This is a genomic window from Dactylosporangium thailandense (assembly GCF_059739745.1).
Map to the genome: position 1 here is coordinate 6,084,630 of NZ_AP029195.1, position 23,217 is coordinate 6,107,846.

The following is a 23,217-nucleotide window of genomic DNA, read 5'->3' on the forward strand; positions in this document are numbered from 1 at the left end:
CCGGCGCCGGCCTGAGCCCCACGCCGCAACATTGATGAGCGGCCTCTCCGCTTCGCTTCGAACCACTCATGTCAGCGACGCTCCGGTGCGGTCGGGTCGAGCAGGTCGCGCAGCCAGTCGCCGGCGAGGTTGAACGACAGGACGGTCAGCAGCAGGCACACGCCGGGGGCGAAGAGCAGCCAGGGCGCGATCTGGAAGTACTCCTTGCCCTGCTCGATCATCTGGCCCCAGGAGGGGTCGGGCACGGGCACGCCGACGCCGAGGAACGACAGCGACGCCTCGATGAGGATCGACGAGGCCACGCCGAGGGTGGCGTAGACGATGATCGTCGGCACGAGGTGCGGGAAGAGGTGCTTGCGCATGATCCTCCAGTGCGACAGGCCCAGGGTCCGCGCGGCCACGACGAACTCGCGTTCCTTGAGCGACAGCACGAGGCTGCGGATGATGCGGGCCAGCGCGGTCCAGTAGATGAGCGCGATGACCACGACGACGTTGCGGGCGCTGGGGCCCGTCACCGAGATCAGCGCGATGCAGAACAGCAGGATCGGGAACGACATCACGACGTCGGTGATCCGCATGAGCACGGTCTCGGCCCAGCCGCCGAGGTAGCCGGCGATCAGCCCGACGAGCACACCGAGGACGGTCGCGAGGCCATTGGCGAGGATGCCGATGACGAGCGAGACCCGGGCGCCGTAGAGCAGCCGGGACAGCACGTCGCGGCCGTTGGGGTCGGCGCCGAGCGGGAAGCCGCCGCCGGGGCCGACCGGCGCGCCGGTGACCTCGAGCCCCTCCGGGTAGGTGGCCAGCGGCGGGTGCGGGGCCAGCAGCGGCGCCAGGATCGCGGCCAGGGCGAGCAGGACGAGCAGCGTGATCGAGACCAGCGCCGGCCAGTCGTGGCGCAGGCTGCGCCGGGCCCGCCGCCAGAACCCGGGCGCGGCGACCTCGGTGCCGACTTCAACGGGTACGGTCACGGCGTTGCCTCCTTCCGGAGCCGGGCTCGGGGATCGCGGCGATCAGCGCGCGGGTGTACTCGTGCGACGGATCGGCGAAGACGGCCTCGCTCGCGCCGGTCTCCACGATCCGGCCGCCCCGCATGATCGCGATGTCGTCGGCCATGAACCGCAGCGTCGACATGTCGTGCGAGATGAACAGGTAGGCCAGCCCGTCGGCCTCCTGCAGGTCCTTGAGCAGGTTGAGGATCTGGGCCCGGACCGAGACGTCCAGGGCCGACACCGCCTCGTCGCAGACCAGCACCTGCGGGCCGACCGCGAGCGCGCGGGCGATGGAGACCCGCTGCCGCTGACCGCCGGAGAGCTGGTGCGGGTAGCGGCCGGTGAACCCGGACGGCAGCCCGACCCGCCCGAACAGCTCGCGGACGCGGGCGGTGTGGTCGGGGCGGGCGACGCCCGCGGCGGTCAGGGCCTCGGCGACGTTCTCGCCGACGGTGAGCCGCGGGTTGAGCGAGTCGTAGGGGTCCTGGAACACCATCTGCATGTGCCGGCGGAACCGGCGCAGCGCGGTGCCGCGCAGCTTGGTGACCTCCTGGCCGCCGATGCGCACCGAGCCGGCGCTCGGCTCGACGACCCGCATGAGGGCCCGGGCGACGCTGCTCTTGCCGGAGCCGGACTCCCCGGCCAGGCCGAGGGTGCGCCCCGGTGCGATGGCGAAGCTGACGGCGTCGACCGCGAGCAGGTGCTCCGGGCGCCAGCCGGTTCCCCGCTTGCGATAGGCGACGGTCAGGTCGCGGACGTCCACGGCGGGTTCAGACATGCTCACCCTCCAGCGGAAAGTGACACGCGGCGGTGACGCCCGGGCCGGTCGGCCGCAGGGCGGGATCCGTGGTGCGGCACAGGTCCTGCACGCGCGGGCAGCGGTCGGCGAACGCGCACGACCCGGCCGGCACGTCGCCGAACGGCGGGGCGCCGGGAATCGTGGGCAGCCGCCGGGGCAGCGGGCCGCGCAGCCGCGGGATGGACTCCAGCAGCGCCCGCGTGTAGGGGTGGGTCGGGCGGGCCACGATCTCGTCGGTCGGGCCGGACTCGACGACGCGCCCGGCGTACATGATGAGGATCCGGTCGCAGAAGCCCGACACGACGCCGAGGTCGTGGCTGATGAGGATGGTCGCCGTGCCGTGGCGGTCGGTGAGCTCGTCGAGCAGGTCGAGCACCTGGGCCTGCACGGTGACGTCGAGCGCGGTGGTCGGCTCGTCGGCGACGATCAGCCGCGGCGTGCACGCGGCCGCGATGGCGATGCACACGCGCTGGCGCATGCCGCCGCTGAACGCGTGCGGGTACTCCCGCAGCCGCCGCTCGGCGTCGCCGATGCCCACGGTGCGCAGCAGCCGGGCCGCCTCGTCCCGCGCGGCCGCCTTGCCCAGCCCCCGGTGGTGACGCAGCCCCTCGGCGAGCTGGGTGCCGACCCGCAGCAGCGGGTTGAGGCTCGACATCGGGTCCTGGAAGACCATGGCGATGTCGGCCCCGCGCCAGCTCGCGAGCCGCTTGGCGTCGAAGGCGAGCACGTCGTGGCCGTCGAAGGCGATCCGCCCGCCGACGCCGGCGGTCTGGGGCAGCAGCCGCATCACCGCCTGCGCGGTCACGGACTTGCCGGAGCCGGACTCGCCGACGATGCCGACCCGCTCGCCCGCTTCCACGGCGAACGAGACGCCGCGCACGGCGGCGGAGCGCTCCCCGTCGCGTTCGAAGTCGACGGTCAGGTCGTCGACCTCAAGCAGTGTCGTCACATCAATGTCCTCAGCTAGGTCCCGCCCGGCGGCTCGTGCGAGCCCCCGGGCGGGAGCACCGCGTCAGCGGCTGGCCGTGCCCGTCGTCTTCCAGTAGTTGGTCATGTCCCAGCCCCAGATCGGCTGCGAGTGGTAGCCGCCCACGGTCTTGCCGAAGACCTCGGTCTTGGAGCCGTAGTAGAGCGGCACGACCGGGTTGTCGGCGAGCATCGCCTTGGTGGCCTGGGCGTAGATCGCGTTGGCCGAGTCGGTGTCCTTGGCCGCGAGCGCCTGGTTGACCAGGTCGTCGACGTTCTTGTTGCAGTAGAACGGGTAGTTCTGCCCGTTCGGGATCGCCGCCGCGCAGGACAGCAGCGCCTGGTAGAAGTCGCTGGCGTCGGGGTAGTCGGCGACCCAGAAGGTGAGCGTCATCGGCGCCTTGCCCGGCGTGCCGGCGAGGTCGAAGAAGGCGCTCTGCTGGATCGGCTTGGCGTCGACGGTGATGCCGATCTTGCCGAGGTCCTGCTGCAGCTGGGGCAGCAGCGCGGTCCAGGGCGAGGTGTTCCAGGAGTACATCGTGGTCGAGAAGCCGTTTGGGAACCCGGCCTCGGCCAGCAGCTGCTTGGCCTTGGCGATGTCCTGGTCGTGGACGAGCTTCTCCTTGGTGTAGCCGGTGATGCCCGGCGGCAGGTACTCGTTGGCCACGGTGCCCTGGCCGGCGACGAGCTTGAGCAGGAAGCTGCGGTCGAAGGCGTAGGAGACCGCCTCGCGCACCTTCGGGTTGTCGAACGGCGCCATCTGCGTGTTCATGGTGACGTAGTACGTCGAGGGCTTCACGATCGTCTTGATCTGCGGCTTGAGCGCGGCGTCGTTGGAGACGCTCAGGTAGTCCGCGGCCGGGATCGGGTCGCCCATCAGGTCGATGGAGCCCTTCTGCAGCGACAGCAGCTGCACGTGCGGGTCGACGCCGAGCTTCTCCACGACCTTGTCGACGTAGGGCTTCGGCGCGTCCCAGTACTTCGGGTTGCGGTTGACCACGATCTCCTGGCCGGGCGTGAAGTGGTCCATCACGAACGGGCCGGAGCCGACCGGCTTGCCCGCGCTGCCGGTCTCGATGACCGACGCGTGCGGCATCGCCAGGACGTACTTGAACGAGCTGTTCGGCGCGGTGAGCTTGATCTGCAGCGTGGTGTCGTCGGTCGCGGTGATGCCCGCGAACGTGCCGCTGGGGTTCTTCGCGTAGTCCGCGGCGCCGGCGACCCCGGTCCAGAAGCTCTGCACCGGCGACTTGGTGGCCGGGTCGAGGATCCGGGTGAAGGAGTAGGCGAAGTCCTTGGCCGTGACCGGCTTGCCGTCGCTGAAGGTCATGCCGGGACGGATCTTGATGCTGTACGTCAGCCCGTCCGCGCTCACCTCGGGCAGCGCGGTCGCGGCCTGCGGCTCGATGTTCATGGTGTCGCCGACGTAGTCGTAGAGCCGGTCGTACAGCATGCGCATGTTGTTCCAGCAGGTGGCGTCGTAGCACACCGCCGGGTCGAAGGTCTTGGGGTCGCTCTGGTAGGCCACGGTCATGGTGCCGCCGTAGCGGGCCTGCTCGCTGCCGCCGGCGCCGGGGGTGGCGTTCGTGGCGGCGTCGCCGCCGCAGGCCGCGGTCAGCGCGACCGCGCCGGCCGTGAGCGCCGCCAGGACGATTCTCCGTGTGGAAGGCATCCGAGCCTCCTTCGTCTACTTCTGGGGGGATTTCTGGGGGGATGGGGATGCTGCGATGTTCGTCAGGCCACGGACGATGTCGTCCGGAGCCGCCGCGAGGGAGAGCCGGACGTGGCCGGCTCCCTGCGCGCCGAACGCGGTGCCGGGCGCAACCGCGGTGCCGGTCCGGTGCAGGAGGTCCACTGGGGAGACGTCGGTCTTGAGCCACAGGTAGAAGGCGCCCGCCGGGCGGGTGGCGGACAGCCCCAGGTCCTGTGCGGTGCGCAGCGCGGTGTCGCGGCGTTCGCGGTAGGCGTTGCGCATGGCCGCCACCGGCGTCTGGTCGCCGGTCAGGGCGGCCACCGCCGCGTGCTGGGCCACGGTGTTGACGCAGGACGCGGTCGCCTCCTGCACCCGGGCCAGGCCGGCCGCGAGCTCGGGCGTGGTGACCGCGTACCCGACCCGCCACCCGGTCATCGCGTAGCTCTTCGACAGCGAGTACACGGTGATGGAGGGCACCTCGGGCGCGGCCGCGGCGAAGGTGACCGCCGGCCGGTCCAGCCACAGCTGGTCGTAGCACTCGTCGGAGACGACGACCAGCCCGCGCCGCGCGGCCCACTGCCCCACCGCCGCCAGCTGCTGCGCGTCCCACTGGTAGCCGACCGGGTTGGACGGGGAGTTGACGAGGATCGCGCGGGTGCGCGGCCCGCACAGGGCGTCGAGGTGCTCGTAGTCGGGCGTGTGCCCGGCCGCCGGGTCGAGCCGGTAGCCGCGCGGGACCGCGCCGAGCATGGTGGCCAGGGTCGAGAAGTTGGTCCAGCCCGGGTCCGGCACCAGGATCTCGTCGCCGGCGCCGAGCAGGGTGCGGTAGGCGGCGAAGAGTGCGCCCACGCCGCCCGCGCCGACCACGACCCGGTCCGGGGTCACGCCGTCGAGGGCGTTGTCCCGGGCGAGCTTGGCCACGACCGCCTCGCGCAGCACGGGCAGCCCGGCGCTCGGGCCGTAGCGGGCGTGCCCGGCGAGCGCGGCGGCGTGCGCGGCCGCGACGATGTGCTCCGGGGTGGCGAAGTCGGGCTCGCCGAGCTCGAGGCGGATCGCGCCGGGGACGGCCCAGGCGGCGTTCGCGATGGCCCGGATGCCCGACGCCGCGGTGCCCGCGACCTCCGCCGCGATCACGTCAGGCTCCGCATCAGCCCGCCGTCGCAGGACAGCAGGCTCGCGGTGACGTACGACGCCTCCGGGGACGACAGGAAGCCGACGACGGCCGCGAACTCCTCCGGCCGCCCGTAGCGCCTGGCCGGGATGTCGGCCATCGCCGCCGCCCGCACGTCGGCGGCGTCGGCGCCGGTGCGCCTCGCCCGGGCCGCGTCGATGGCCGCGACCCGCTCGGTGTCGATGCGGCCGGGGACGACCCCGTTGACGGTGACGCCGTCGCCGGCCACGAGCCGCCCGACGGTCTTGAGCCAGGCCGTCAGCGCGGCCCGGCCGCCGTTGGAGTAGGACAGGTCGGGCAGCGGCTCCCGGACCCCTGACGACAGCACGGCGACGACGCGCCCGGACCCGCGCTCGCGCATGCCGGGCAGGAGCCGGGTGGCGAGGTCGATCGGCGTCACGGTGAGCAGCTGCAGCGCGGCCCGCCAGCCGTCGGCGTCGGTGGCGTCGGCGGGCGCGGGCGGCGGGCCGCCGGCGTTGAGCACGAGCACGTCGACGTGGCCGAGCCGGTCGAGGGCGGCCGCGGCGACGGCCTGCGCGGCGGCCGGGTCGCCGGCGTCGGCGCTGAGCGTGTGCGCGGCGACGCCGTGCCGGGCGCGCAGCTCGGCGGCGACGAGGTCGAGGCGCTCCTTGCCGCGGGACCACAGCAGCAGGTCGTGGCCGCGCCGGGCGAGCTCGTGGGCGATGGCCGCGCCGAGGCCGGAGCTCGCCCCGCCGACGACGGCCGTCACGCGGTCACCTCGAACGGGTCGATCGAGGGCGTCAGGCCGACGCGGGCGAGGACGTCGTCGAGCTCGGCCAGGGTGGCCTCGTCCGGCAGCGGGTTCAGCGCGCGGGTGCGGGCGGTCGCGAGGACGCCCCGGCGGCGCAGCACCTCCTTGCGGATGGCGAGGCCGACGCGGACCTGGCCCTCGAAGACGAGGTACGGCAGGAACCGGTCGTTGATCCGGGCCGCGGCCGCGGTGTCCCCGGCCTCGAAGGCGAGCCGGATCGCGCGCAGGATCTCGGGGTACGCGAATCCGGTCATCGTGCCGGCGGCGCCGCGGCGCAGCTCGGAGTACGCGCTGACGCCCCCGAGCCCGCCGAACACGGTGAGCCCGGGCCGCTGGGCCAGCAGCCGGCCGATCTTCGGCGGGGTCGGCGGGTCCTCGAGCTTCACCACGGTGCTGCCGCTCGCGTCCAGCGCGGCCAGCAGCGCGGAGACGGGCAGCGTCACGCCGGTCGCGGCCGGCTCGTCCTGCACGATCACCGGCACGGTCAGGTTCGCGGTGGCGGCCTTGTAGAAGGCGGCGATCTGGTCGGTGTCCTTGAGCAGCGGCGGCGCGGAGATCATCACCGCGGCCGCGCCCGCCGCGACCGCGCGCCGCGCGTTGCCCGCGACGACGGCCGCGGACGGCGCCGAGCAGCCGACGGCGAACGGCACCGTGCCCCGGGCCGCCTCGGCGACGGTGCTCAGCACGGTCTCGCGCTCGGCGGCGGTGAGGTCGGCCGCCTCGCCCATGACGCCGAGGATCGTGATGCCGTCGACGCCCCAGCTCGCCGCGGCGGCGACGATCCGCCCGAGGCTCTCGGTGTCGACGTCGCCCGCCCCGGTGAACGGCGTCGGGCTGATGTACCAGGTTCCCCTGAGCATGCCGCTCCTTCAGTAGCCGCGGTCGCGGTGGTAGAGGTTGCGCAGCGGCTCCCCGGCCAGGTAACGGCGCAGGTTGTCGCAGAACAGGTCGGTGATGGCCGCGTTCTCGGTCGCGACCGTGGACGCGGAGTGCGGGGAGACGAGCACGTTGTCCAGGCCCCACAGCGGCGACTCGGCCGGCAGCGGCTCGGTCGCGAACACGTCCAGCGCGGCCCCGGCGAGCCGGTCGCCGGCCAGCGCCTCGATCAGCGCGGGCTCGTCGAGGACCGGGCCGCGCGAGATGTTCACGAGGATCGCGCCCTCGGGCAGCCGCTCGAGCTGCTTCGCGCCGATCAGCCCCTCGGTCTGCGGGGTGAGCGGGCAGCACAGCACCAGGACGTCGGTGGAGGGCAGCACCTCGTCCAGCTCGGCGATGCGGTCGCGGCCGAGGCCGACGACGGTGCAGCCGAGGGCCTCGAAGGAGCGGGCGACCTGCCGCCCCATGCCGCCGAGGCCGACGACGGTGACCGTGCGGCCGGCGAGCTGGGCGGTGGTGTAGCGCTCCCAGCGGTGGGCGGCCTGGCGGCGGCGCAGCTCGGGGACGCCCTTGACGAAGTACAGCGCGCCGGTGACCGCGAACTCGGCCAGCGGCACGGCGTGGATGCCGGCCGCGGTCGTGAACGTGATGCCGGTCCGCTCCAGGCCGGTGCGCTGCACGAAGCCGCCGATGCCGGCGCTGGTGGCCTGCACCCAGCGCAGCTTCGGCGCGCGCTGCGCCAGCCGGGCCGGGTCCTGCCAGTCGAAGTCGAAGGCGATGTCGGCCCCCGCCAGCATCCGCTCCCAGCGGGCGTTCCCGGCCGCGCCGAGGGTGCGCGGGGTGCCGGTGTGGTCGCAGCGGTACCGCGGGATCGGCAGGAGTTCCGGCTCGTACAGGACCTCGACGCCCGGGGCCGCCGCCGCGATGCGGCCGACGTGCTCGGGCTCCAGGTAGGTGGCGATGAGCACCGCGGGCTGGGGCATGCGAGAACCTTAACGGTCGACGGCTGATTGTCGACAACCGACTTTCACCTGTTACCAGCTCTTTACATGATCCATCTTGCCCGGGGGTTTATGTCGCGAAATAGCTGCATAAGACGGGTTGAGCACTTGGAGCGGACATGTTGGGGATTAGTCCTGGCGTGTCGGGCATTCATCGACCAAGATGAACGCACTGTCGCAATCGGGGGTACCCATGACTGCTGTGCGTGAGCTTCCGCTGCCCGCCGAGAAGGGCTGCCCGTTCGGCCCGCCGCCCGAGTACGCCGAGCTCCGCGCGACCAGCCCGGTCATCCGCGTGGCCTGCCCGACGGGGATCGACGCGTGGCTCGTGACGCGCTACGCCGACGTGCGCGAGGTGCTGAGCGACCCGCGGCGCTTCACCACCCGCCCGGGCACGGCCGCGCACATCCTCGCCGGCTACAACAGCGAGCCGCCCGGCGAGGGCGACTTCGCCCGCATGGACGGCCCGGAGCACCTGCGCTTCCGCCGGCACATGGCGCCCGAGGTGTCGAACATGAAGCGGATCGCGCAGCTGCGCCCGCTCGTGCGGCGCATCGTCGACGAGCACCTGGACGTCTTGGCCGGCACCGCCCCGCCGGCGGACCTCTACGCGGCCTTCGCCAAGCCGGTGACCACCGCCGTCATCGCCGAGCTGCTCAGCGTGCCGGAGTCCGACCGGGCGCTGTTCCAGCGGGCGGCCGACGCGCTGTTCTCGGGCGGCTCCAGCGCCGAGGACTACGGGGCGGCGATGCGCCCGCTGCTGGAGTACCTCTTCGGCACCGTCCTCGCCCGCCGCGCGAACCCGGGCGACGACGTGCTCAGCCGCATGATCGTGCGCAGCGACCAGACCGACCGGCCGTTCACCGACACCGAGCTGGTGTCGATGGCCGCGGGCCTGCTCATGGCCGGCTACGACACCACCGCGAGCGTGATCGCCCACGGGATGCTGGCACTGCTGGAGCACCCCGCGGAGCTGGCCCGGCTGCGGGAGCGTCCCGGGCTCGCGGCCGGCGGGGCCGAGGAGCTGGTGCGGTACCTCGGCGTCGGCACCGGCCTCATGCGCGAGGTCCTCGAGGACTGCGAGGTCGGCGGGCAGCCGATGCGGGCGGGCGACCTCATCGTGCTGGCGATCCAGTCCGCCAACCGCGACACCGCGCTCTTCGCCGACGCCGACCGGTTCGACGTCGGCCGCGCGCCCGGCCCGCACGTCGGCTTCGGGCACGGGCCGCACCAGTGCGTCGGGCAGCAGCTGGCCCGGCTCGAGCTGACCGCCGTGCTGGCGACGCTGCCCCGGCGGATCCCGTCGCTGCGGCTGGCGGTGCCGGTCGAGGACATCCGCTTCAAGACGCGGACCGCGGTGGGCGGGCCGGTCGCGGTGCCGGTGCTCTGGGACGAGGTGCTGCCGGCGTTCCCCGCCGGGGACGAGGACGGCGACTGATGTGGGTCCAGGTCCACCGGGACAAGTGCATCGGCTCGGGCGTGTGCGCGCTCGTCGCCCCGGACCTGTTCGACCAGCGCGACGACGACGGGGTGGTGATCCTGCTCGACGAGTACCCGCCGGCCGGGCTGCGGGAGGCGGCGTACGAGGCGGCGACCCGGTGCCCGGCCGCGGTCATCGAGATCCACACGAACCGCGGCGCGGCCTCGGGCTGACGCGGCTGCGTCACGGCGCCGCTCGTGGGCCGCACCGGCCGCGTTGCCACGTCTCGAACGCCCACCAGCAGCGCAGGGTCGTGAGCACCGGGGCGCCGTCGTCGTCGACGGGCAGGCCGGTGCGCTCGTGCAGGGCGCGCAGCCGGTACCGGACCGTGTTCGGGTGCACGTGCAGCGCCGCGGCGGTGCGGTCGAGACGGCGGCCGTGGTCGAGGTACGCCAGGGCGGTCCCGACCAGCTCGCGGTGGAACGCGTCGGCCGGGTCGAGCCGCGCGAGCAGCGCCTCGCCCAGCGCCGTGCCGAGCTCCGGCTGGGCGGCCAGGGCCGTCTCCGCGGCGAGGTCGACCACCCGGTGCACGCCGGTGCGGGCGAAGCGCACGGCCCCCGTCAGCGCGGCGAGGCACAGCCGGTAGCCCTCGGCCGCCCGCTCGAGCGGCAGCGGCGGCCCGACGACCGCCGTGACGTCCGGGCCGGCGGCCGCCGGGGAGCGCGGGGTCAGCCCGGCGAGGCGGCCCTCCACGGTGCCGAAGACCCCGCCGCACGCGGCGAGCCGCGGCTCCAGCGCCTCCGCCCGGGCCGGGTCGGTCACGTTCAGCACGACGCAGCGGTACCGCACGCCGCCCCGAAGCCCCACCGCCGCGGCATCGTCCGCCCGGCCGCCGAGCAGCAGCGCCCGCAGCACCGCGTCGCGCTGGTCCCGCCGGCCCCGGGCCCGGGCCCGCTCGGCCTCGCGATAGCCCTCGACGACGTGGCCCTCGAGCGCGCCGACGTACCGGTCGAAGTCCAGCGCCGCGCTCAGCAGCACCTCGTCCGGGATCCCCGCGGCCCGCCCGCGCACGACGGCGACCTCCAGGACCCGGGTCCGGGCCGCCCGTACCGCACACAACAACCCGGCACACGGCACGCCCTGCGCGGCCCGGTCGGCCCCCAGCCGCGCGGCCTCGTCGAACTCCGGCTCCCCGCCCTGGAACGCGGCGAGGCCGGCCGCGAGGAGCAGGGCCACGTGCCGCCGGCTCTCGTGCGCGGGCAGCCGCGCCACGTCCGGCGAGGCGGACCGGGCGGCGGCGACGAGCTCGTCGACCAGCCCCTCGTCGCCGGCCAGGGCGGCCAGCAGCGGCGCGAGCGGGGTGGACACATCGGCCTCGCTGTCGTGGGTTCGCGTTGTGCGTTCGGCACAATCGCCGGGCGCGGCGTTGTGCGCCGAGACCTATCGACCGCCACCGATCGGCGATTTCCTGGACGTTACCGCACAGTAACGACAAAGCCCAGGGAGGCCGCGTGTCCGCCAGTCCCGTTCCCCGCCGTCGCGCCGTGCTCGCCGGTCTCGCCCTGCTCGCGAGCGCGCTCGTGCCCCTCGCGTCCGCGTCAGCGCCCGCCGCCGCGGCGCCCGCGCTGCGGGAGGTGATGTTCGTCGGCAACAACTGGGACGGCACGGTCGACGTGATCGGCTCCAGCGGCACCTACGAGAAGCTCCGCCGGATCAACGTCGTGCCCGACCGCGACCGGCGGCTCTGGGAGATCTACCTCAACCCGGTCCGGCTCGCCTTCTACCTCGGCGTCCAGCAGGGGCCGGGCGAGGGCCACGACCAGCTCGTCGACGACATGTACACGACCCCGGACGGCAGCGCCCTGGTCGTGTCCCGGCCCAGCTTCGCCGACGTCGTCGCCATCGACCTGCGCACGGGCGCGCTGCGCTGGCGCTTCCCGGTCTCGGGCTTCCGGGCCGACCACATGGCCGTCTCCCCCGACGGCACCCGGGTCGCCGTCTCCGCCTCCACGTCGAACACCGTGCACGTGCTCGACATCACCACCGGTCGGCAGCTGGGCTCGTTCACCGCCGGCGACAAGCCGCACGAGAACATCTACACCGACGGCGGCCGCTACCTGTGGAACATGTCCATCGGCGAGGTCAACACCGACCTGGACGACCCGTGGCTGGACTGGACCAAGGGCGACCGGCACATCACGATCGCCGACACGCGCACGTTCCAGGTGGTCCGGACCATCGACATGCGGCAGCGGCTGGACGCGTTCGGCCGCGGCGACCTCTCCGACGCCGTCCGCCCGGCCGTCTTCACCCCGGACGAGCGGACGCTGTACTTCCAGCTCTCCTTCTTCAACGGCTTCGTGGAGTACGACGTCGCCTCCGACCGGATCACCCGCATCCGGGAGCTGCCCGAGAACCCGGCGACCAGCCCGGACCGCACCACCTGGGTCAACGACTCCCGCCACCACGGCCTGTCGATGAGCCCGGACGGCGCGCACCTGTGCGTGGCGGGCACCATGGACGACTACGCGACCGTGGTGGACCGGGCCACGCTGCGGGAGGGCGCGCTGATCCCGGCGAGCAAGCCCTACTGGGCCACGGTCAGCGGCGACGGCCGCGACTGCGTCATCTCCGAGTCCGGCGCCGACCAGGTGACCGCGATCAGCTTCGCCACCGGGCAGAAGGTCGTCAGCGTCCCCGTCGGCGACCACCCCCAGCGCGTGCGGATCGGCCACATCGCCGCGAGCTGACCCGATCCGCAGCCGAGCACTGTGGTTGCCGGGCGGTTGCATCCGCCCGGCCCGCTCAGGTGTCCCCCGCGGCGGCCGAACGCTTTCCCCGAAGAGCGGATTCGGGGAGGTGTCATGGCGCCACGGTCGCCGAGCGGCGGGCTCGCGCGTGACCCCGTGCTGCTCGGCATGGGCGCCCTCGCGCTCGCCGTGCCGATCTGGTTCCTCGCCGGGCCCGGCGGGCCCGCGCTGTCCTGGGGCATCCAGACCGGCCTCGACCTCGGCATCCTGTTCTTCTCGTGGCGCCTGGCCCGGCTCACCGCCGGCGACCGCCCCGCCCGCCGGTTCTGGCTCGGGCTCGCGGCCGCCGGGCTGCTGTGCGCGCTGGGCGACGGGCTGCAGACCGCCCTCGTGATCGCGGGCGGGCCCGGCACCCCGACCAGCATCGTGCAGTCGTTGTGCGTCGTGCTCGCGATGTCCGAGATGGTGGTGCTGATGCTGCGCCACCCGCTCGGGGACACCGGGCGGCTGCGGCTGCGCCTGTGGCTGGACGCGGCCACCGTGCTCGCCGGGGTCGCCGTGCTGCTGTGGTACTTCTCCATCGGCGCCCAGCTCGGCAACCCGCGCCTGGCCGACCGGCTCGCCTCGGCGGCGTCCTCGGTCGTCATGCTCGTCATCGTGCTCGGCGCGCTCAAGCTCATCCTGAGCGGCACGGCGCCGTTCACCCGCCTCGCCGGCGTGGCCGGGTGCGCCGGGGTGGCCGGTTCCGCGCTCGGCTCGGCCGCGGGCATCATCGTCACCGGCGGGCCGGACCCGCGCGTGGAGGCCGTCGCGTCGCTGCTGTCGTGCATCCTGACGGTGGCCAGCGTGCGCATGCAGGAGGTGCAGACCCGCAACCCGCGCGAGGACGCCCGGGTGCGCCGGCGGCGGTTCAGCCTCATGCCGTACGTCGCCGTCGGCGTGACCGAGCTGCTGCTCGTGTTCGCGCTGGCCGGCCGGGGCGCCGACCCGCGGCTGTGGGGCGTGGCCGCCGGGGTGCTGGTCATCACCGGCCTGGTGCTCAGCCGCCAGGTCGTCGCCTTCCACGACAACGACCGGCTGCTCACCGACCTCGACCGCAGCATGCTCGAGCTGCGGCAGCTGCACGGGGAGCTGCGCCACCGGGCGACCCACGACGCGCTGACCGGCCTGGCCAACCGGGCGCTGCTGGCCGAGCGCCTGGCCGCGCTGGCGCCGGCCGCGAGCCTGAGCATCCTGGTGCTCGACCTCGACGGCTTCAAGCAGGTCAACGACCGCCACGGCCACCACACCGGCGACGAGCTGCTGGTGGCCGCGGCCCGCCGGCTGACCGCGCGCGTGCGCGCCGACGATCTCGCCGTCCGGCTCGGCGGCGACGAGTTCGCGGTGGTCCTGCCGGACACGGACGCGGACGTGGCCCGGCGCCTGGCGCGGGCCCTGACCGAGGCGCTCAGCGAGCCGTACGCGCTCAGCGGCACCGAGGCTCGCGTCGGCGCCAGCGTCGGCGTGGCCACCGGCACCCCGGCCGGGCTCGACGCGCTCCTGCGGGACGCCGACGCGGAGATGTACCGCATCAAGACCGCCCGCAAGGCCGAAGCGCTCGCCGCCCCCGAGGCCCGGGTGCCGGCCTGAGCTAGGTTGGACGCGTGTCGATGACGGTCGGGGTCGAGGAGGAGTTCCTGCTGCTCGACCCCGACTCGTGGCACAGCCTCCCGCTCGTGGCCGCGGCGCGGGCCGCGCTGGCGCCGGAGGCCCGCGAGCGCAGCCGGCACGAGTTCCGGCGCAGCACCCTGGAGATGGTCACGCCGGTCTGCACGACGCTGCCCGAGCTGCACGAGCACCTGGCCGCGAACCGCCGCGCCGCCGCCGGGGCCGCCGCGCGGGCCGGGGTGCGGCTCGTCGCCGTCGCGGCCACGCCGGTCGCCGAGCCGGACCGCAGCGTGGCCCACTCGCCGCGGTACCGCGCGATCGCGCGGCACTACGGCCCGATCGCCCGCGACCCGGCCCTGTGCGGCTGCCACGTGCACGTCGGCGTCGCCGACCGCGACCTGGCCGTGCGCGTGTGCACCGCCCTGCGCCCGTGGCTGCCGGTGCTGCAGGCGATGTTCGCGAACTCCCCGTTCCACGAGGGCGGGGACACCGGCCACGACAGCTGGCGCGGCATCGCCGTCGAACGCTGGCCGGGCCTCGGCCCGACGCCGCCGCTGGAGTCCTTCGCCGACTACGAGCGCGCGGTGGCGCAGCTGGTCGCGTCCGGCTCCATGTACGAGCCCGAGCTGGTCTGGTGGCACGCCCGCCCGTCGCTGCACTACCCGACGGTCGAGGTCCGCATCGCCGACGTGGCCCCGACGGCCACCGATGCGGTGCTCCTCGCGGCCCTGGTCCGCGGCCTGGTCGCCACCCTGGCCGCCGCGCTCGCCGCGGGTGCGCCGCTGCCGGTGGTGCCGGAGCACCTGCTGCGGGCCGCGCACTGGAACGCCTGCCGTTCGGGCCTGCGCCACACGCTGACCGACCTGCGCCACGGCGCCGCGCGCCCCGCGTGGGACCTGGTCGGCGATCTGCTGGACGAGATCACGCCGGCCCTGGACGCCCACGGCGACCTGGACCTCGTGCACGCGGGCCTCGCGCGCCTGCACGACGAGGGCAACGGCGCCACCCGGCTGCGCCGCGCCGCGACCGTCCCCGAGGCCCTGAGCGCCCGCGCCGACGAGACGGCCCCGGCCTGAGCCGGGCTCAGCGGGTCGGGCTCAGCGGTCGAGTAGGATGGTGATCGTGGCCGTGGTCGGGCCGCCCGGCGGGCTGTGCAGGCGCAGGGTGCCGTCCACCGCGTCCAGGCGGTCCGCGATGCCGCGCAGGCCCGTGCCGGCCGCCAGGTCGGCGCCGCCGCGGCCGTCGTCCCGCACGGTGATGCGCAGGGCCGCCGGGGTCGCCGCGAAGGTCACGGTCGCGGCCGTCGCGTCGCTGTGCTTCACCACGTTCGCCAGGCACTCCGACACGGCGAAGTAGGCGGCCGTCTCCGCCGCCGCGGACAGCTCCCCCGGGACGTCGCCGGTCACCGTGACCGGCACGGCCAGGTTCAGGGCCAGGGCCCTGGCCGCGTCGAGCAGGCCGCGGTCGGCCAGCACCGCCGGGTGGATGCTGTGCATCACCGCGCGCAGGTCGTCCAGGGCCGCGACCGCGGTCGTGCGGGCCTCCTCCATGAGCTTGGCGGCGCCGTCCGGGTCGAGGCGGACCAGGCTGCCGGCCAGGCCCAGGGTCAGCGACAGGGAGACGAGCCGGGCCTGGGCGCCGTCGTGCAGGTCGCGCTCGACGCGCTTGAGCTCGGCCGCCTGCCGGTCCACCGCGCCGCGGCGGGAGCGGGTCAGGGCGCTCACCCGCCCGGCCAGCGCCGACTCCCGCCGCTGCACCCAGGCGACGGCGCCGAACAGCAGGGCCAGGCCGAGCATCGTCCAGGCCGGCCAGAAGTACCCGCCACCCGTGGACACCCACACCGTCAGGTCCACGACCGCCATCACGACACCGGCCGTCGCGGCGGTCCGCAACGGCCGGCGCCCGGCCGCGACCCGCAGGTCGGCGGCCAGGCGCGTCCAGGCGACGGTCCGGGTCATCGGTAGGCGAACTTGCGCAGCAGGGTCTCGGCCGGGCCGCGGTGGCCGCGGTCGGCGAGGGCCTTCGCGCCCAGGCACGACACCGCCCACACCGCGACCGCGCACCCGGCGGCGGCCCAGGTTCCCCCGAGGTGCAGGGCGAAGGGACTGAACAACGCGACCCAGCACAGCGACTGCAGGAGGTACCCGCTCAGCGACCGCTGCCCGAGCGCCACCACGGGCTCCAGGGCGCGCGGGGTGCGGCCGGCCAGCCGCAGCGCGACGAGGCCGAAGAGGGCCACGTAGCCGGGGCCGCCGTACTCGCCGGTGATCGCGTGCATGCGGGCCATGGCCTCGACGGTACCGGGTGCGGCGTGCAGCACGCCGGCGCACATGAGCGCGTAGGGCAGCGCGCCCAGCGTCGAGATGCCCAGCGACACGACCGCGGTGCGGCGCAGCAGGGTGCGGTGCGCCGCCGGGTCCTCGAGCACCCGCTTGCGCGCGGCCCAGATGCCGAGCCAGACGATGACGATGAAGGGCAGCACGGTGGAGGTGTGCACGGGCCACTCGGCGAGCCGGTCGGCCATCGACCGCAGGTAGGTCGGGGCCGCGAGCGACGGGTTCGGGGTGTTCGTGATGCCGGCCGTCCCGCCGTGGGCGCCGGCGAGCGCGATGACCGAGGAGACGAGCGCGTACACCGTCTGGAGTCCCCAGAGCCAGAGGATCGCCCGGTGGAAGCGGTCGCCGCGGCGCACCAGCAGCAGGGTCGCCACGATGCCGACGATGCCGTAGGCGCCGAGGAAGTCGCCGAAGTACAGCAGCGTCGCGTGCACGGCCCCGAAGCCCAGCAGCAGCGCGTTGCGGCGCAGCAGCACCCGGTCGGCGTTGCGCCGGGCCAGCTGGACGAGGCCGTAGCCGAACATGACGGCGAAGACCGGGTACGCGCGGCTGTCGACGAAGGTGGCCATGACGAAGTTGACGACCCGGGCCGGGCCGCTCGGGTGCGGGTCGAGGCCGGGCTGCCCGGCGAACGCGAAGTTGGCCGCGTTGGCGAGGGCGATGAACAGCAGCATGGCGCCGCGGGCGAGGTCGGGGGCGAGGGCCCGCTCGGACCGCTTGACGGGCCCGGGTTCGAGGACTGTCTGTGTCATGCCCATGAGCCTCGTCCTCGCGCGGCCCGGTATCGAGGACAGTGCGACCCCGACCGGTGGGGGTACTGCTACCCCTGTTCCAGGTAGGCCAGCACGGCGAGCACCCGGCGGTTGTCGTCCTCCGACGCCTGCAGGTCCAGCTTGGCGAAGATGTTGTTCGTGTGCTTCGCGACGGCCTTCTCGGTGATGAACAGCGCGGCGCCGATCGCGGCGTTGGAGCGGCCCTGGGCCATGTGCGCGAGGACCTCGCGCTCGCGGGCGGTGAGCCGGTCCAGCGGGAGGGTGCGCTCGCGGCTGTCGAGGAGCCGGGCGACCACGGTCGGGTCCAGCGCGGTGCCGCCGGCCGCGACCCGCCGGACCGAGGCCACGAACTCGTCGACGTCGGAGACGCGGTCCTTCAGCAGGTACCCGATGCCGCCCCGGCCGTCGGCGAGCAGCTCGCGGGCGTAGAGGCGCTCGACGTACTGCGACAGCACGAGCACCGGCAGCCCGGGCACCTCGGCGCGGGCGGCGAGGGCGGCGCGCAGGCCCTCGTCGGTGAGCGTCGGCGGGAGCCGCACGTCGACCACGGCCACGTCGGGGCGCTGCTCGATGAGGGCCCGCTGCAGGTCGGGCCCGTTGTCGACGGCGGACACGACCTCGAAGCCGTGCGCCTCCAGCAGCCGGATCAGCCCGTCGCGCAGCAGGGCAAGGTCCTCGGCCACCACGACTCGCACGCGCAACACCGTACCGTGCCGACCGGCCGGGCCGCCGACCCGACCTCGCCAGCGGCCGGTCTGGACGGCGTCGCGTAGGGTCACCGTGGTGAGCCTGTTCGCGCTGGCGGTCGACTATGGCACGTCCAACACCGTGGCCATCCTGCGCTGGCCCGACGGCAAGACGCGGCCGCTGCTGTTCGACGGCTCCCCGCTGCTGCCCTCCGCCGTGTACGCGATGACCGACGGGCACCTCGCGACCGGCCGCGACGCGATCAACAGCGCGAAGCTCGACCCGGTGCGGTTCGAGCCGAATCCGAAGCGCCACGTCGACGAGCCGGACCTGCTGCTGGGCGATGCGACGGTACCGCTGATCGCCGCCGTCGCCGCCACGCTCGCCAGGGTCGCGGACGAGGCGCGGCAGGTGGCCGGGCGGCCGGTCGACGATCTCGTCATGACCTATCCGGCCGAGTGGGGGTCGGCGCGCCGGGCGGTGCTGACGCAGGCCGCGAGCCGGGCCGGCTTCCCGCCGCCGCGGCTGGTGCCGGAGCCGGTCGCGGCCGGGCTCTACTTCACCGCCGTGCTCGGCCAGCGGGTCCCGCCCGGGTCGAGCGTCCTCGTCTACGACCTGGGCGCGGGCACGTTCGACGCCTCCGTGGTCCGGCGCACGGCGAACGGGTTCGAGACGCTGGCGTACCGCGGCCTCGACGACGTCGGCGGCGTCGACCTCGACGAGCTCGTCGTGCAGGAGATCGGGGCCGTCGCCGGCGCGAGCGATCCCGGGGCGTGGGCACGGCTGTCCCACCCGCGGACCGCCCCGGACCGCCGCGCCGCCCGGACCCTGCGCGAGGACGCCCGGATGCTCAAGGAGCGCCTCTCCCGCGAGTCCTCGGCCGGCCTGCTCGTGCCGATTCTCGACCGCGACCTGCACGTGACCCGCGGGGAGCTGGAGCAGCGGGCCCGGCCGCTCATCGCCCAGACGGTCGCGGTGACGGCGGCGACGCTCACCGCGTCCGGGGTGCCGCGCGAGCAGGTCGCGGGCCTGTTCCTGGTCGGCGGCTCGACCCGGATGCCGCTGGTCGCGACCGAGCTGCACCGGGCGCTGGGCATCGCCCCGACGGTCCTGGACCAGCCCGAGCTCGTGGTCGCCGAGGGCGCGCTGGTCACCGACGTGCCGGCGCAACCGGCCCCGATCCCGGCCCCGATCCCGGTCCAGTCCCCGATCCCGGCCCCGGCACCGGTCTCGTCCCCGCCACCGCCGATGCCCGTGTCCGCGATGCCGATCTCGCCCCGGCCCGTGTCGCCGCCGTTCGCCGCGACGGGCCCGATCGTGCCCCAGCGCCCGATCATCGCCCAGCAGGCCGTCTCGGCGCCGCCCGTGCGGCCCGTGCCGCCGCAGCCGGAGCCGCTGCGCCCGTTCTTCCCCGCCGGGGGCCGGATGCCGGCCGAGTTCCGCACCAGCACCGGCGCGATCGTCGGCCGGGCGGCGGCCCGCATGCTGTGGACCCTGCCGTTCTTCCTCGGCAGCATCCTGGCCTTCGGCGCCATCTACGAGCCGACCAACAACGACGATCTGGCGGTCATCGCGGCCCTGCTGATCTGGGTGTACATCCTGATCTGGCTCGGCAGCTCGATCGCCCGCATGGTCCGGGCCCCGGGCGAGCCCCAGCGCCTGCTCGTCGACGAGCACGGCCTGACGATCACGGTGCGCGGCCGCCCGGTGCACGTGCCGTGGGGCGAGCTGGAGCGGGCCGAGGTGCGCACGCGCGGCTTCTTCCTGCGGCCGAACCTGCTCATCGTGCCCCGGCCTGGCAACGCCCTGGCCGCCCATCCCGACTGGCGCCACCGGGTCGTGCTCGGCGGGGCGGCGCTGAAGGTCGCGGACCTGCGCACCCTCGGCGCGAACCGCACGTCGGTGCGCTCGGCCGTGCGGCAGTACCTGCCCGCGTGACCGCCCCCGCGAACGGACCCGGCGCCGATGCCGCGCCGGTCCGAGGCGCTGCGGCGGCTCGGCGGTGAACCCCGGCATCATCGGCCAGGCGGCCGGCCTGTTCGCCGTCACCAACATCGACGACATCGTCGTCCTCGCCTTGTTCTTCGCCCAGGGGGCCGGCCACCGGCACGCGGGCCGGACCATCGCCGCCGGCCAGTACCTCGGCTTCGCCGCGATCCTCGCCGTCGCCGTGGCCGCCGCGTTCGGCGCCACCTTCCTGCCCGAGGCGGCCATACCGTACCTCGGCCTCCTCCCGCTCGGCCTCGGCCTCAAGGCCGCCGTCCAGGCGTGGCGGCACCGTGGCCGCGGCGGCGACGAGGAGCAGGACCCCGAGAGCGGGCCGGGCGGCCCGCGGATGCTCGAGGTCGCCGCGGTGACGTTCGCCAACGGCGGCGACAACATCGGCGTCTACGTTCCCGTCTTCGCCACCGCCGGGCCCGGTGGCATGACCGTCTCCGTCGTCGTGTTCCTCGTCCTGCTCGCCGTCTGGATCGCCGCCGGCCGGTACTTCGCCACCCGCCCGGTCATCGCCCGGGCGCTCAGCCGCTGGGGGCACGTCCTGCTGCCCGTCGTGCTCGTCGGCATCGGCGTGCTCATCCTCGTCGACGGCGGTGCCTTCGGCCTCTAGCGCGCCGCCGCACCGGGCTGTGGGGCAGTATTGCTCCTCATGAGGATCCCCGACGACGCCGAGATCCGTGCGCTGCACGAACGCCTCGCGCCGACCCCGCAGGCCTTCGCGCTGGTGTACACCCACTGCGAGATCGTCGCCCGGATCGCCTCGCAGCTCGCCGCCCCCGGCGTGGACCCGGCCCTCGTGCGCGCCGGGTGCCTGCTGCACGACATCGGCGTGTACCGGCTCGGCGCGGGCGAGGCGTACATCCGCCACGGCGTGCTCGGCCACGAGGCGCTGGCCGGGCTCGGGTTCCCCGAGACCCTGAGCCGGTTCTGCTCGCACCACACCGGCGTCGGCCTGACCCGCGAGGACGTCGACCGGCAGGGCCTTCCCCTGCCGGTCGACGACTACGTGGCGGAGACGGGCGAGGAGCGGCTGGTGATGTACGCCGACAAGTTCCACAGCAAGTCCACGCCCCCGCATTTCGTGTCGGCCGCGGCGTACACGGTGGCCGTCGCCCGCTTCGGCGAGGACAAGGCCGCGGCGTTCAAGGCGATGGTCGCCGAGTACGGCGAGCCGGACCTGAGCCGTCTCGCCGCCGAGTACGGCCACCCCGTCGTGTCCGCTTAGTTGCGGTACCGGAACAGGATCCGGCCCCTCGTGAGGTCGTACTGGCTGAGCTCGACCAGCACGCGGTCGAACGGCAGGATCTTGATGTAGTTCTTGCGGATCTTGCCGCTGATGTGGGCCAGGACGATGTGGCCGTTCGCGAGCTCGACGCGGAACTTGGCGTCGCGCAGGCACTCCAGCACGGTGCCCTCGAGCTGGATGCCGTCGGTTGCCCTGGGCATCAGCGGATCACCAGCTCGAGGTTGCTGCCGGTGCGGCGCGCGCCGGCGGCCTCGAAGAGGGCGATGGCCGCGGTGTTGGCCTCGTGCACGTCCGCGGAGACCGTCGCGACGCCGCGGGCCGCGGTGGCCGCGAGGATCCGCGCGAGCAGGGCGGAGGCGATGCCGCGGCGGCGATGGCCGGAGCGCACCGCGATGAGGCCGATCCTGGTGTGCCTCGGCAGCAGCGCCAGGCGGGCCAGGCCCACGTAGCCGCCGAGCTCGGCGGCGACCGCGTAGTGGGCGGGGTCGAGCGGCCGGGACAGTACCGCCGCCGGCATGTGATCCCAGCCGATCGTGGCCTCGATCTCGGCGCGGACCGCGCGGTCCAGGCGGCGCAGCGGGTCCAGTTCGGCGGTGCCGACGGGCAGAAGCGTCAGACCCGGCGGCGGTACCGCACCGCGGCCGCCGCTCGGCATGACGTACTCCCACTCGCGGCGGCGGGTGGTCAGGCCGGCCTGCACCCACCGGGTTCGCAGGTCGGCGTCGGCCTCGTCCACGACGGTGTAGAGCGGCCGCGGCAGGGCGGCCAGCATGGCCTCGGCGAGCCGGGCGAAGACGTCGTCGTGCCAGGCGTCGACGCTGAGGAAGAGGCGGCCGTCCGGGCGGGGCGAAACGTCGCCGCGGCCGACCACGAGGTCGTCGTCGAGGGCATGCCACTGCCGCTCGGCGAGGCGCGTGATGACGAGTGTGTTCATCGGTGTCACCTTTCGGGAGATCCCAAGGGGACGCTCCCGGGCGGCACCTACCGCAGTCGCCCGACCGTGACGGGAATGGGGAGCACCCACATCGCTACAACGCGCACAGTGCTCACCTCCTCGGGCCGGACCACGGTCGACGGCACGCTACCGCCGCCGCCCGCCGTCCGTCCAGCGATTAACCGATCTCAGGCGGCCTGCCGTTCGGCGCGCTGCCGGGCCAGCTCCTCGATCGCGGTGGGCAGCGTGGTCTCGAAGTCGATGAGCTTCGCCCAGGTCGGGGTGACGACGATGCGGACCATGCCGTCGTAGAGCGAGCGGATCTCGGCCTCCCACGCGACGCGCTGCTCGGGCGTCATCTCGTAGGTGCCGTTCATCCGCAGGTACTCCTCCGGGATGCCGTCGACGACATCGAGCTCGGCGCGGCCGCGGATGAGCAGGATCCGCGGCGGGTGGACCTCGGTGTCGATGGTCAGGGCGACCACCGGGTTCGCGCGCAGGGACGGCAGTTTCGGGGCGTTCTTCGTGGTGCACATGACGATCTGCGAGCCGTTCCAGGTGAAGGCGATCGGGATGCTGCGCGGCGTGCCGTCCTTGGCGACGTAGGCCAGGCGGGTCAGGTCGCGGGCCAGCAGCTCGCGGCTGATCGGCCGGTTCAGGACCTCGGTGATCTCGGACGGTTGCATGGTGGTCGCTCCTTCGTCGGCGGCTCGTACCCCGGGGACGGAGCCGGCCGGCCGTTCTCGACACCCGCCCGCCATCCGGGGTCCCGCCGGGCCAAGGTCACCCAGGGTGATGTGGTCGGCGGTCCGGGTGGTGGCGAGGTCGTGGGAGACGGTGACGATCGCTTGCCGGCCGTCTTTCGGGCGGGTGGCGCTGGTTTCGCTGTCGATGGTGACGTGTTGCGGAGGCTGGTAGCCGCTGCGGATCGCGTCCGGCCTGAAGCCTGGTCGCGCCGTCGCTGTTGCTCTCACCCCGTGTGTTGCCGCAGGTGGGCAGGCAAGGGGCGGCGGCCATGACGGGCTCGGGCCTACGCTCTTGGGAGTCAACCCCGGTTCGAGCTGTACGGCAGCAGGGATGCAGCCGGTGCGGCACCCGCACCGGCAGCAACGGACGAAGGAGGATCGACGAGACGTTGGAGTTCCGGTTGCTCGGC

The 23,217-nt window shown here is 74.2% G+C and carries 23 protein-coding genes; 8 read left to right on the forward strand and 15 right to left on the reverse strand.

The features are described from left to right. Nucleotides 1-71: 71 nt before the first annotated feature. The 8 genes from AC6JBM_RS26765 to AC6JBM_RS26800 all read right to left on the reverse strand — a co-directional run bounded on the left by AC6JBM_RS26765 (nt 72) and on the right by AC6JBM_RS26800 (nt 8,252). The gene (locus tag AC6JBM_RS26765) at nt 72-971 is read right to left on the reverse strand and encodes an ABC transporter permease (protein WP_497986317.1); all 900 of its coding nucleotides are present in this window, start codon (nt 969-971) and stop codon (nt 72-74) included. Further along, entirely contained in the window at nt 955-1,770 is an 816-nt protein-coding gene (locus AC6JBM_RS26770) for an ATP-binding cassette domain-containing protein (protein ID WP_497986318.1), read from the reverse strand. Before AC6JBM_RS26770 ends, AC6JBM_RS26765 begins: the two co-directional genes overlap by 17 nt. Next, the gene (locus AC6JBM_RS26775; RefSeq protein ID WP_497986319.1) at nt 1,763-2,740 is read right to left on the reverse strand and encodes an ABC transporter ATP-binding protein; all 978 of its coding nucleotides are present in this window, start codon (nt 2,738-2,740) and stop codon (nt 1,763-1,765) included. The genes AC6JBM_RS26770 and AC6JBM_RS26775 overlap by 8 nt, the downstream gene beginning before the upstream one ends. Before the next feature lie 63 nt (nt 2,741-2,803). Beyond that, the gene (locus AC6JBM_RS26780; protein ID WP_497986320.1) at nt 2,804-4,429 is read right to left on the reverse strand and encodes an ABC transporter substrate-binding protein; all 1,626 of its coding nucleotides are present in this window, start codon (nt 4,427-4,429) and stop codon (nt 2,804-2,806) included. A 15-nt stretch (nt 4,430-4,444) separates the two neighbouring features. Beyond that, complete coding sequence (locus AC6JBM_RS26785; protein WP_497986321.1) at nt 4,445-5,584, reverse strand: pyridoxal phosphate-dependent aminotransferase; 1,140 nt, start codon at nt 5,582-5,584, stop codon at nt 4,445-4,447. After that, on the reverse strand, nt 5,581-6,351 hold the full coding sequence (locus tag AC6JBM_RS26790) for an SDR family oxidoreductase (protein WP_497986322.1): 771 nt from the start codon (nt 6,349-6,351) through the stop codon (nt 5,581-5,583). Before AC6JBM_RS26790 ends, AC6JBM_RS26785 begins: the two co-directional genes overlap by 4 nt. Then, nucleotides 6,348-7,253 (reverse strand): dihydrodipicolinate synthase family protein, encoded by a 906-nt coding sequence (locus AC6JBM_RS26795; RefSeq protein ID WP_497986323.1) that lies wholly within the window; start codon nt 7,251-7,253, stop codon nt 6,348-6,350. Before AC6JBM_RS26795 ends, AC6JBM_RS26790 begins: the two co-directional genes overlap by 4 nt. 9 nt (nt 7,254-7,262) lie before the next feature. Next, a complete protein-coding gene (locus tag AC6JBM_RS26800; RefSeq protein WP_497986324.1) occupies nt 7,263-8,252 on the reverse strand; it encodes a D-2-hydroxyacid dehydrogenase in 990 nt (329 codons plus the stop codon). A 211-nt stretch (nt 8,253-8,463) separates the two neighbouring features. Between AC6JBM_RS26800 and AC6JBM_RS26805 the strand changes: the two genes are divergently transcribed. Beyond that, nucleotides 8,464-9,708, forward strand: coding sequence for a cytochrome P450 (locus AC6JBM_RS26805; protein WP_497986325.1), 1,245 nt, complete (start codon nt 8,464-8,466; stop codon nt 9,706-9,708). After that, nucleotides 9,708-9,923, forward strand: a complete 216-nt coding sequence (locus AC6JBM_RS26810) for a ferredoxin (RefSeq protein ID WP_497986326.1) — start codon at nt 9,708-9,710, stop codon at nt 9,921-9,923. Before AC6JBM_RS26805 ends, AC6JBM_RS26810 begins: the two co-directional genes overlap by 1 nt. Nucleotides 9,924-9,933: 10 nt before the next feature. Here the strand turns inward: AC6JBM_RS26810 and AC6JBM_RS26815 are convergent, their stop codons facing one another. Beyond that, nucleotides 9,934-11,058, reverse strand: coding sequence for a PucR family transcriptional regulator (locus AC6JBM_RS26815; protein WP_497986327.1), 1,125 nt, complete (start codon nt 11,056-11,058; stop codon nt 9,934-9,936). Nucleotides 11,059-11,201: 143 nt separating this feature from the next. On the opposite strand from AC6JBM_RS26815, the gene AC6JBM_RS26820 reads away from it, so the two are divergent. The 3 genes from AC6JBM_RS26820 (at nt 11,202) to AC6JBM_RS26830 (ending at nt 15,163) form a co-directional block, all read left to right on the forward strand. After that, nucleotides 11,202-12,440, forward strand: coding sequence for a YncE family protein (locus tag AC6JBM_RS26820; protein WP_497986328.1), 1,239 nt, complete (start codon nt 11,202-11,204; stop codon nt 12,438-12,440). Between the two features lie 114 nt (nt 12,441-12,554). Beyond that, complete coding sequence (locus AC6JBM_RS26825; protein ID WP_497986329.1) at nt 12,555-14,069, forward strand: diguanylate cyclase domain-containing protein; 1,515 nt, start codon at nt 12,555-12,557, stop codon at nt 14,067-14,069. A gap of 20 nt (nt 14,070-14,089) precedes the next feature. Further along, nucleotides 14,090-15,163, forward strand: a complete 1,074-nt coding sequence (locus AC6JBM_RS26830) for a carboxylate-amine ligase (RefSeq protein WP_497986534.1) — start codon at nt 14,090-14,092, stop codon at nt 15,161-15,163. Nucleotides 15,164-15,184: 21 nt separating this feature from the next. Here AC6JBM_RS26830 and AC6JBM_RS26835 read toward each other — a convergent pair whose 3' ends face one another. The 3 genes from AC6JBM_RS26835 to AC6JBM_RS26845 form a co-directional block, all read right to left on the reverse strand. Beyond that, nucleotides 15,185-16,045, reverse strand: a complete 861-nt coding sequence (locus AC6JBM_RS26835) for a sensor histidine kinase (protein WP_497986330.1) — start codon at nt 16,043-16,045, stop codon at nt 15,185-15,187. After that, a complete protein-coding gene (locus AC6JBM_RS26840; protein ID WP_497986331.1) occupies nt 16,042-17,175 on the reverse strand; it encodes a DUF418 domain-containing protein in 1,134 nt (377 codons plus the stop codon). The genes AC6JBM_RS26835 and AC6JBM_RS26840 overlap by 4 nt, the downstream gene beginning before the upstream one ends. 68 nt (nt 17,176-17,243) lie before the next feature. Next, entirely contained in the window at nt 17,244-17,891 is a 648-nt protein-coding gene (locus tag AC6JBM_RS26845) for a LuxR C-terminal-related transcriptional regulator (protein WP_497986332.1), read from the reverse strand. An 88-nt stretch (nt 17,892-17,979) separates the two neighbouring features. Here AC6JBM_RS26845 and AC6JBM_RS26850 point away from each other — a divergent pair, with 88 nt between their 5' ends. The 3 genes from AC6JBM_RS26850 to AC6JBM_RS26860 all read left to right on the forward strand — a co-directional run bounded on the left by AC6JBM_RS26850 (nt 17,980) and on the right by AC6JBM_RS26860 (nt 21,106). Next, nucleotides 17,980-19,821, forward strand: coding sequence for an Hsp70 family protein (locus tag AC6JBM_RS26850; protein ID WP_497986333.1), 1,842 nt, complete (start codon nt 17,980-17,982; stop codon nt 19,819-19,821). A gap of 64 nt (nt 19,822-19,885) precedes the next feature. Next, complete coding sequence (locus tag AC6JBM_RS26855) at nt 19,886-20,491, forward strand: cadmium resistance transporter (RefSeq protein ID WP_497986334.1); 606 nt, start codon at nt 19,886-19,888, stop codon at nt 20,489-20,491. Between the two features lie 39 nt (nt 20,492-20,530). Then, a complete protein-coding gene (locus tag AC6JBM_RS26860) occupies nt 20,531-21,106 on the forward strand; it encodes an HD domain-containing protein (protein ID WP_497986335.1) in 576 nt (191 codons plus the stop codon). Here the strand turns inward: AC6JBM_RS26860 and infA are convergent. The 3 genes from infA to AC6JBM_RS26875 form a co-directional block, all read right to left on the reverse strand. Then, nucleotides 21,103-21,327, reverse strand: coding sequence for a translation initiation factor IF-1 (gene infA / locus AC6JBM_RS26865; protein WP_344619086.1), 225 nt, complete (start codon nt 21,325-21,327; stop codon nt 21,103-21,105). The two genes, AC6JBM_RS26860 and infA, sit on opposite strands and share 4 nt — an antisense overlap. Continuing rightward, on the reverse strand, nt 21,327-22,061 hold the full coding sequence (locus AC6JBM_RS26870) for a GNAT family N-acetyltransferase (protein ID WP_497986336.1): 735 nt from the start codon (nt 22,059-22,061) through the stop codon (nt 21,327-21,329). The genes infA and AC6JBM_RS26870 overlap by 1 nt, the downstream gene beginning before the upstream one ends. Nucleotides 22,062-22,249: 188 nt before the next feature. Beyond that, nucleotides 22,250-22,747, reverse strand: coding sequence for a pyridoxamine 5'-phosphate oxidase family protein (locus AC6JBM_RS26875; RefSeq protein ID WP_497986337.1), 498 nt, complete (start codon nt 22,745-22,747; stop codon nt 22,250-22,252). Nucleotides 22,748-23,217 lie beyond the last annotated feature (470 nt).

Excerpts from the sequence above, each read along its gene's own strand:
- AC6JBM_RS26770 (WP_497986318.1), bottom strand. The coding sequence starts at position 1,770 with ATGTCTGAACCCGCCGTGGACGTCCGCGACCTGACCGTCGCCTATCGC.
- AC6JBM_RS26780 (WP_497986320.1), bottom strand. The coding sequence starts at position 4,429 with ATGCCTTCCACACGGAGAATCGTCCTGGCGGCGCTCACGGCCGGCGCG.
- AC6JBM_RS26795 (WP_497986323.1), bottom strand. The coding sequence starts at position 7,253 with ATGCTCAGGGGAACCTGGTACATCAGCCCGACGCCGTTCACCGGGGCG.
- AC6JBM_RS26800 (WP_497986324.1), bottom strand. The coding sequence starts at position 8,252 with ATGCCCCAGCCCGCGGTGCTCATCGCCACCTACCTGGAGCCCGAGCAC.
- AC6JBM_RS26805 (WP_497986325.1), top strand. The coding sequence starts at position 8,464 with ATGACTGCTGTGCGTGAGCTTCCGCTGCCCGCCGAGAAGGGCTGCCCG.
- AC6JBM_RS26810 (WP_497986326.1), top strand. The coding sequence starts at position 9,708 with ATGTGGGTCCAGGTCCACCGGGACAAGTGCATCGGCTCGGGCGTGTGC.
- AC6JBM_RS26825 (WP_497986329.1), top strand. The coding sequence starts at position 12,555 with ATGGCGCCACGGTCGCCGAGCGGCGGGCTCGCGCGTGACCCCGTGCTG.
- AC6JBM_RS26830 (WP_497986534.1), top strand. The coding sequence starts at position 14,090 with ATGACGGTCGGGGTCGAGGAGGAGTTCCTGCTGCTCGACCCCGACTCG.
- AC6JBM_RS26835 (WP_497986330.1), bottom strand. The coding sequence starts at position 16,045 with ATGACCCGGACCGTCGCCTGGACGCGCCTGGCCGCCGACCTGCGGGTC.
- AC6JBM_RS26840 (WP_497986331.1), bottom strand. The coding sequence starts at position 17,175 with ATGACACAGACAGTCCTCGAACCCGGGCCCGTCAAGCGGTCCGAGCGG.
- AC6JBM_RS26860 (WP_497986335.1), top strand. The coding sequence starts at position 20,531 with ATGAGGATCCCCGACGACGCCGAGATCCGTGCGCTGCACGAACGCCTC.
- infA (WP_344619086.1), bottom strand. The coding sequence starts at position 21,327 with ATGCCCAGGGCAACCGACGGCATCCAGCTCGAGGGCACCGTGCTGGAG.
- AC6JBM_RS26870 (WP_497986336.1), bottom strand. The coding sequence starts at position 22,061 with ATGAACACACTCGTCATCACGCGCCTCGCCGAGCGGCAGTGGCATGCC.
- AC6JBM_RS26875 (WP_497986337.1), bottom strand. The coding sequence starts at position 22,747 with ATGCAACCGTCCGAGATCACCGAGGTCCTGAACCGGCCGATCAGCCGC.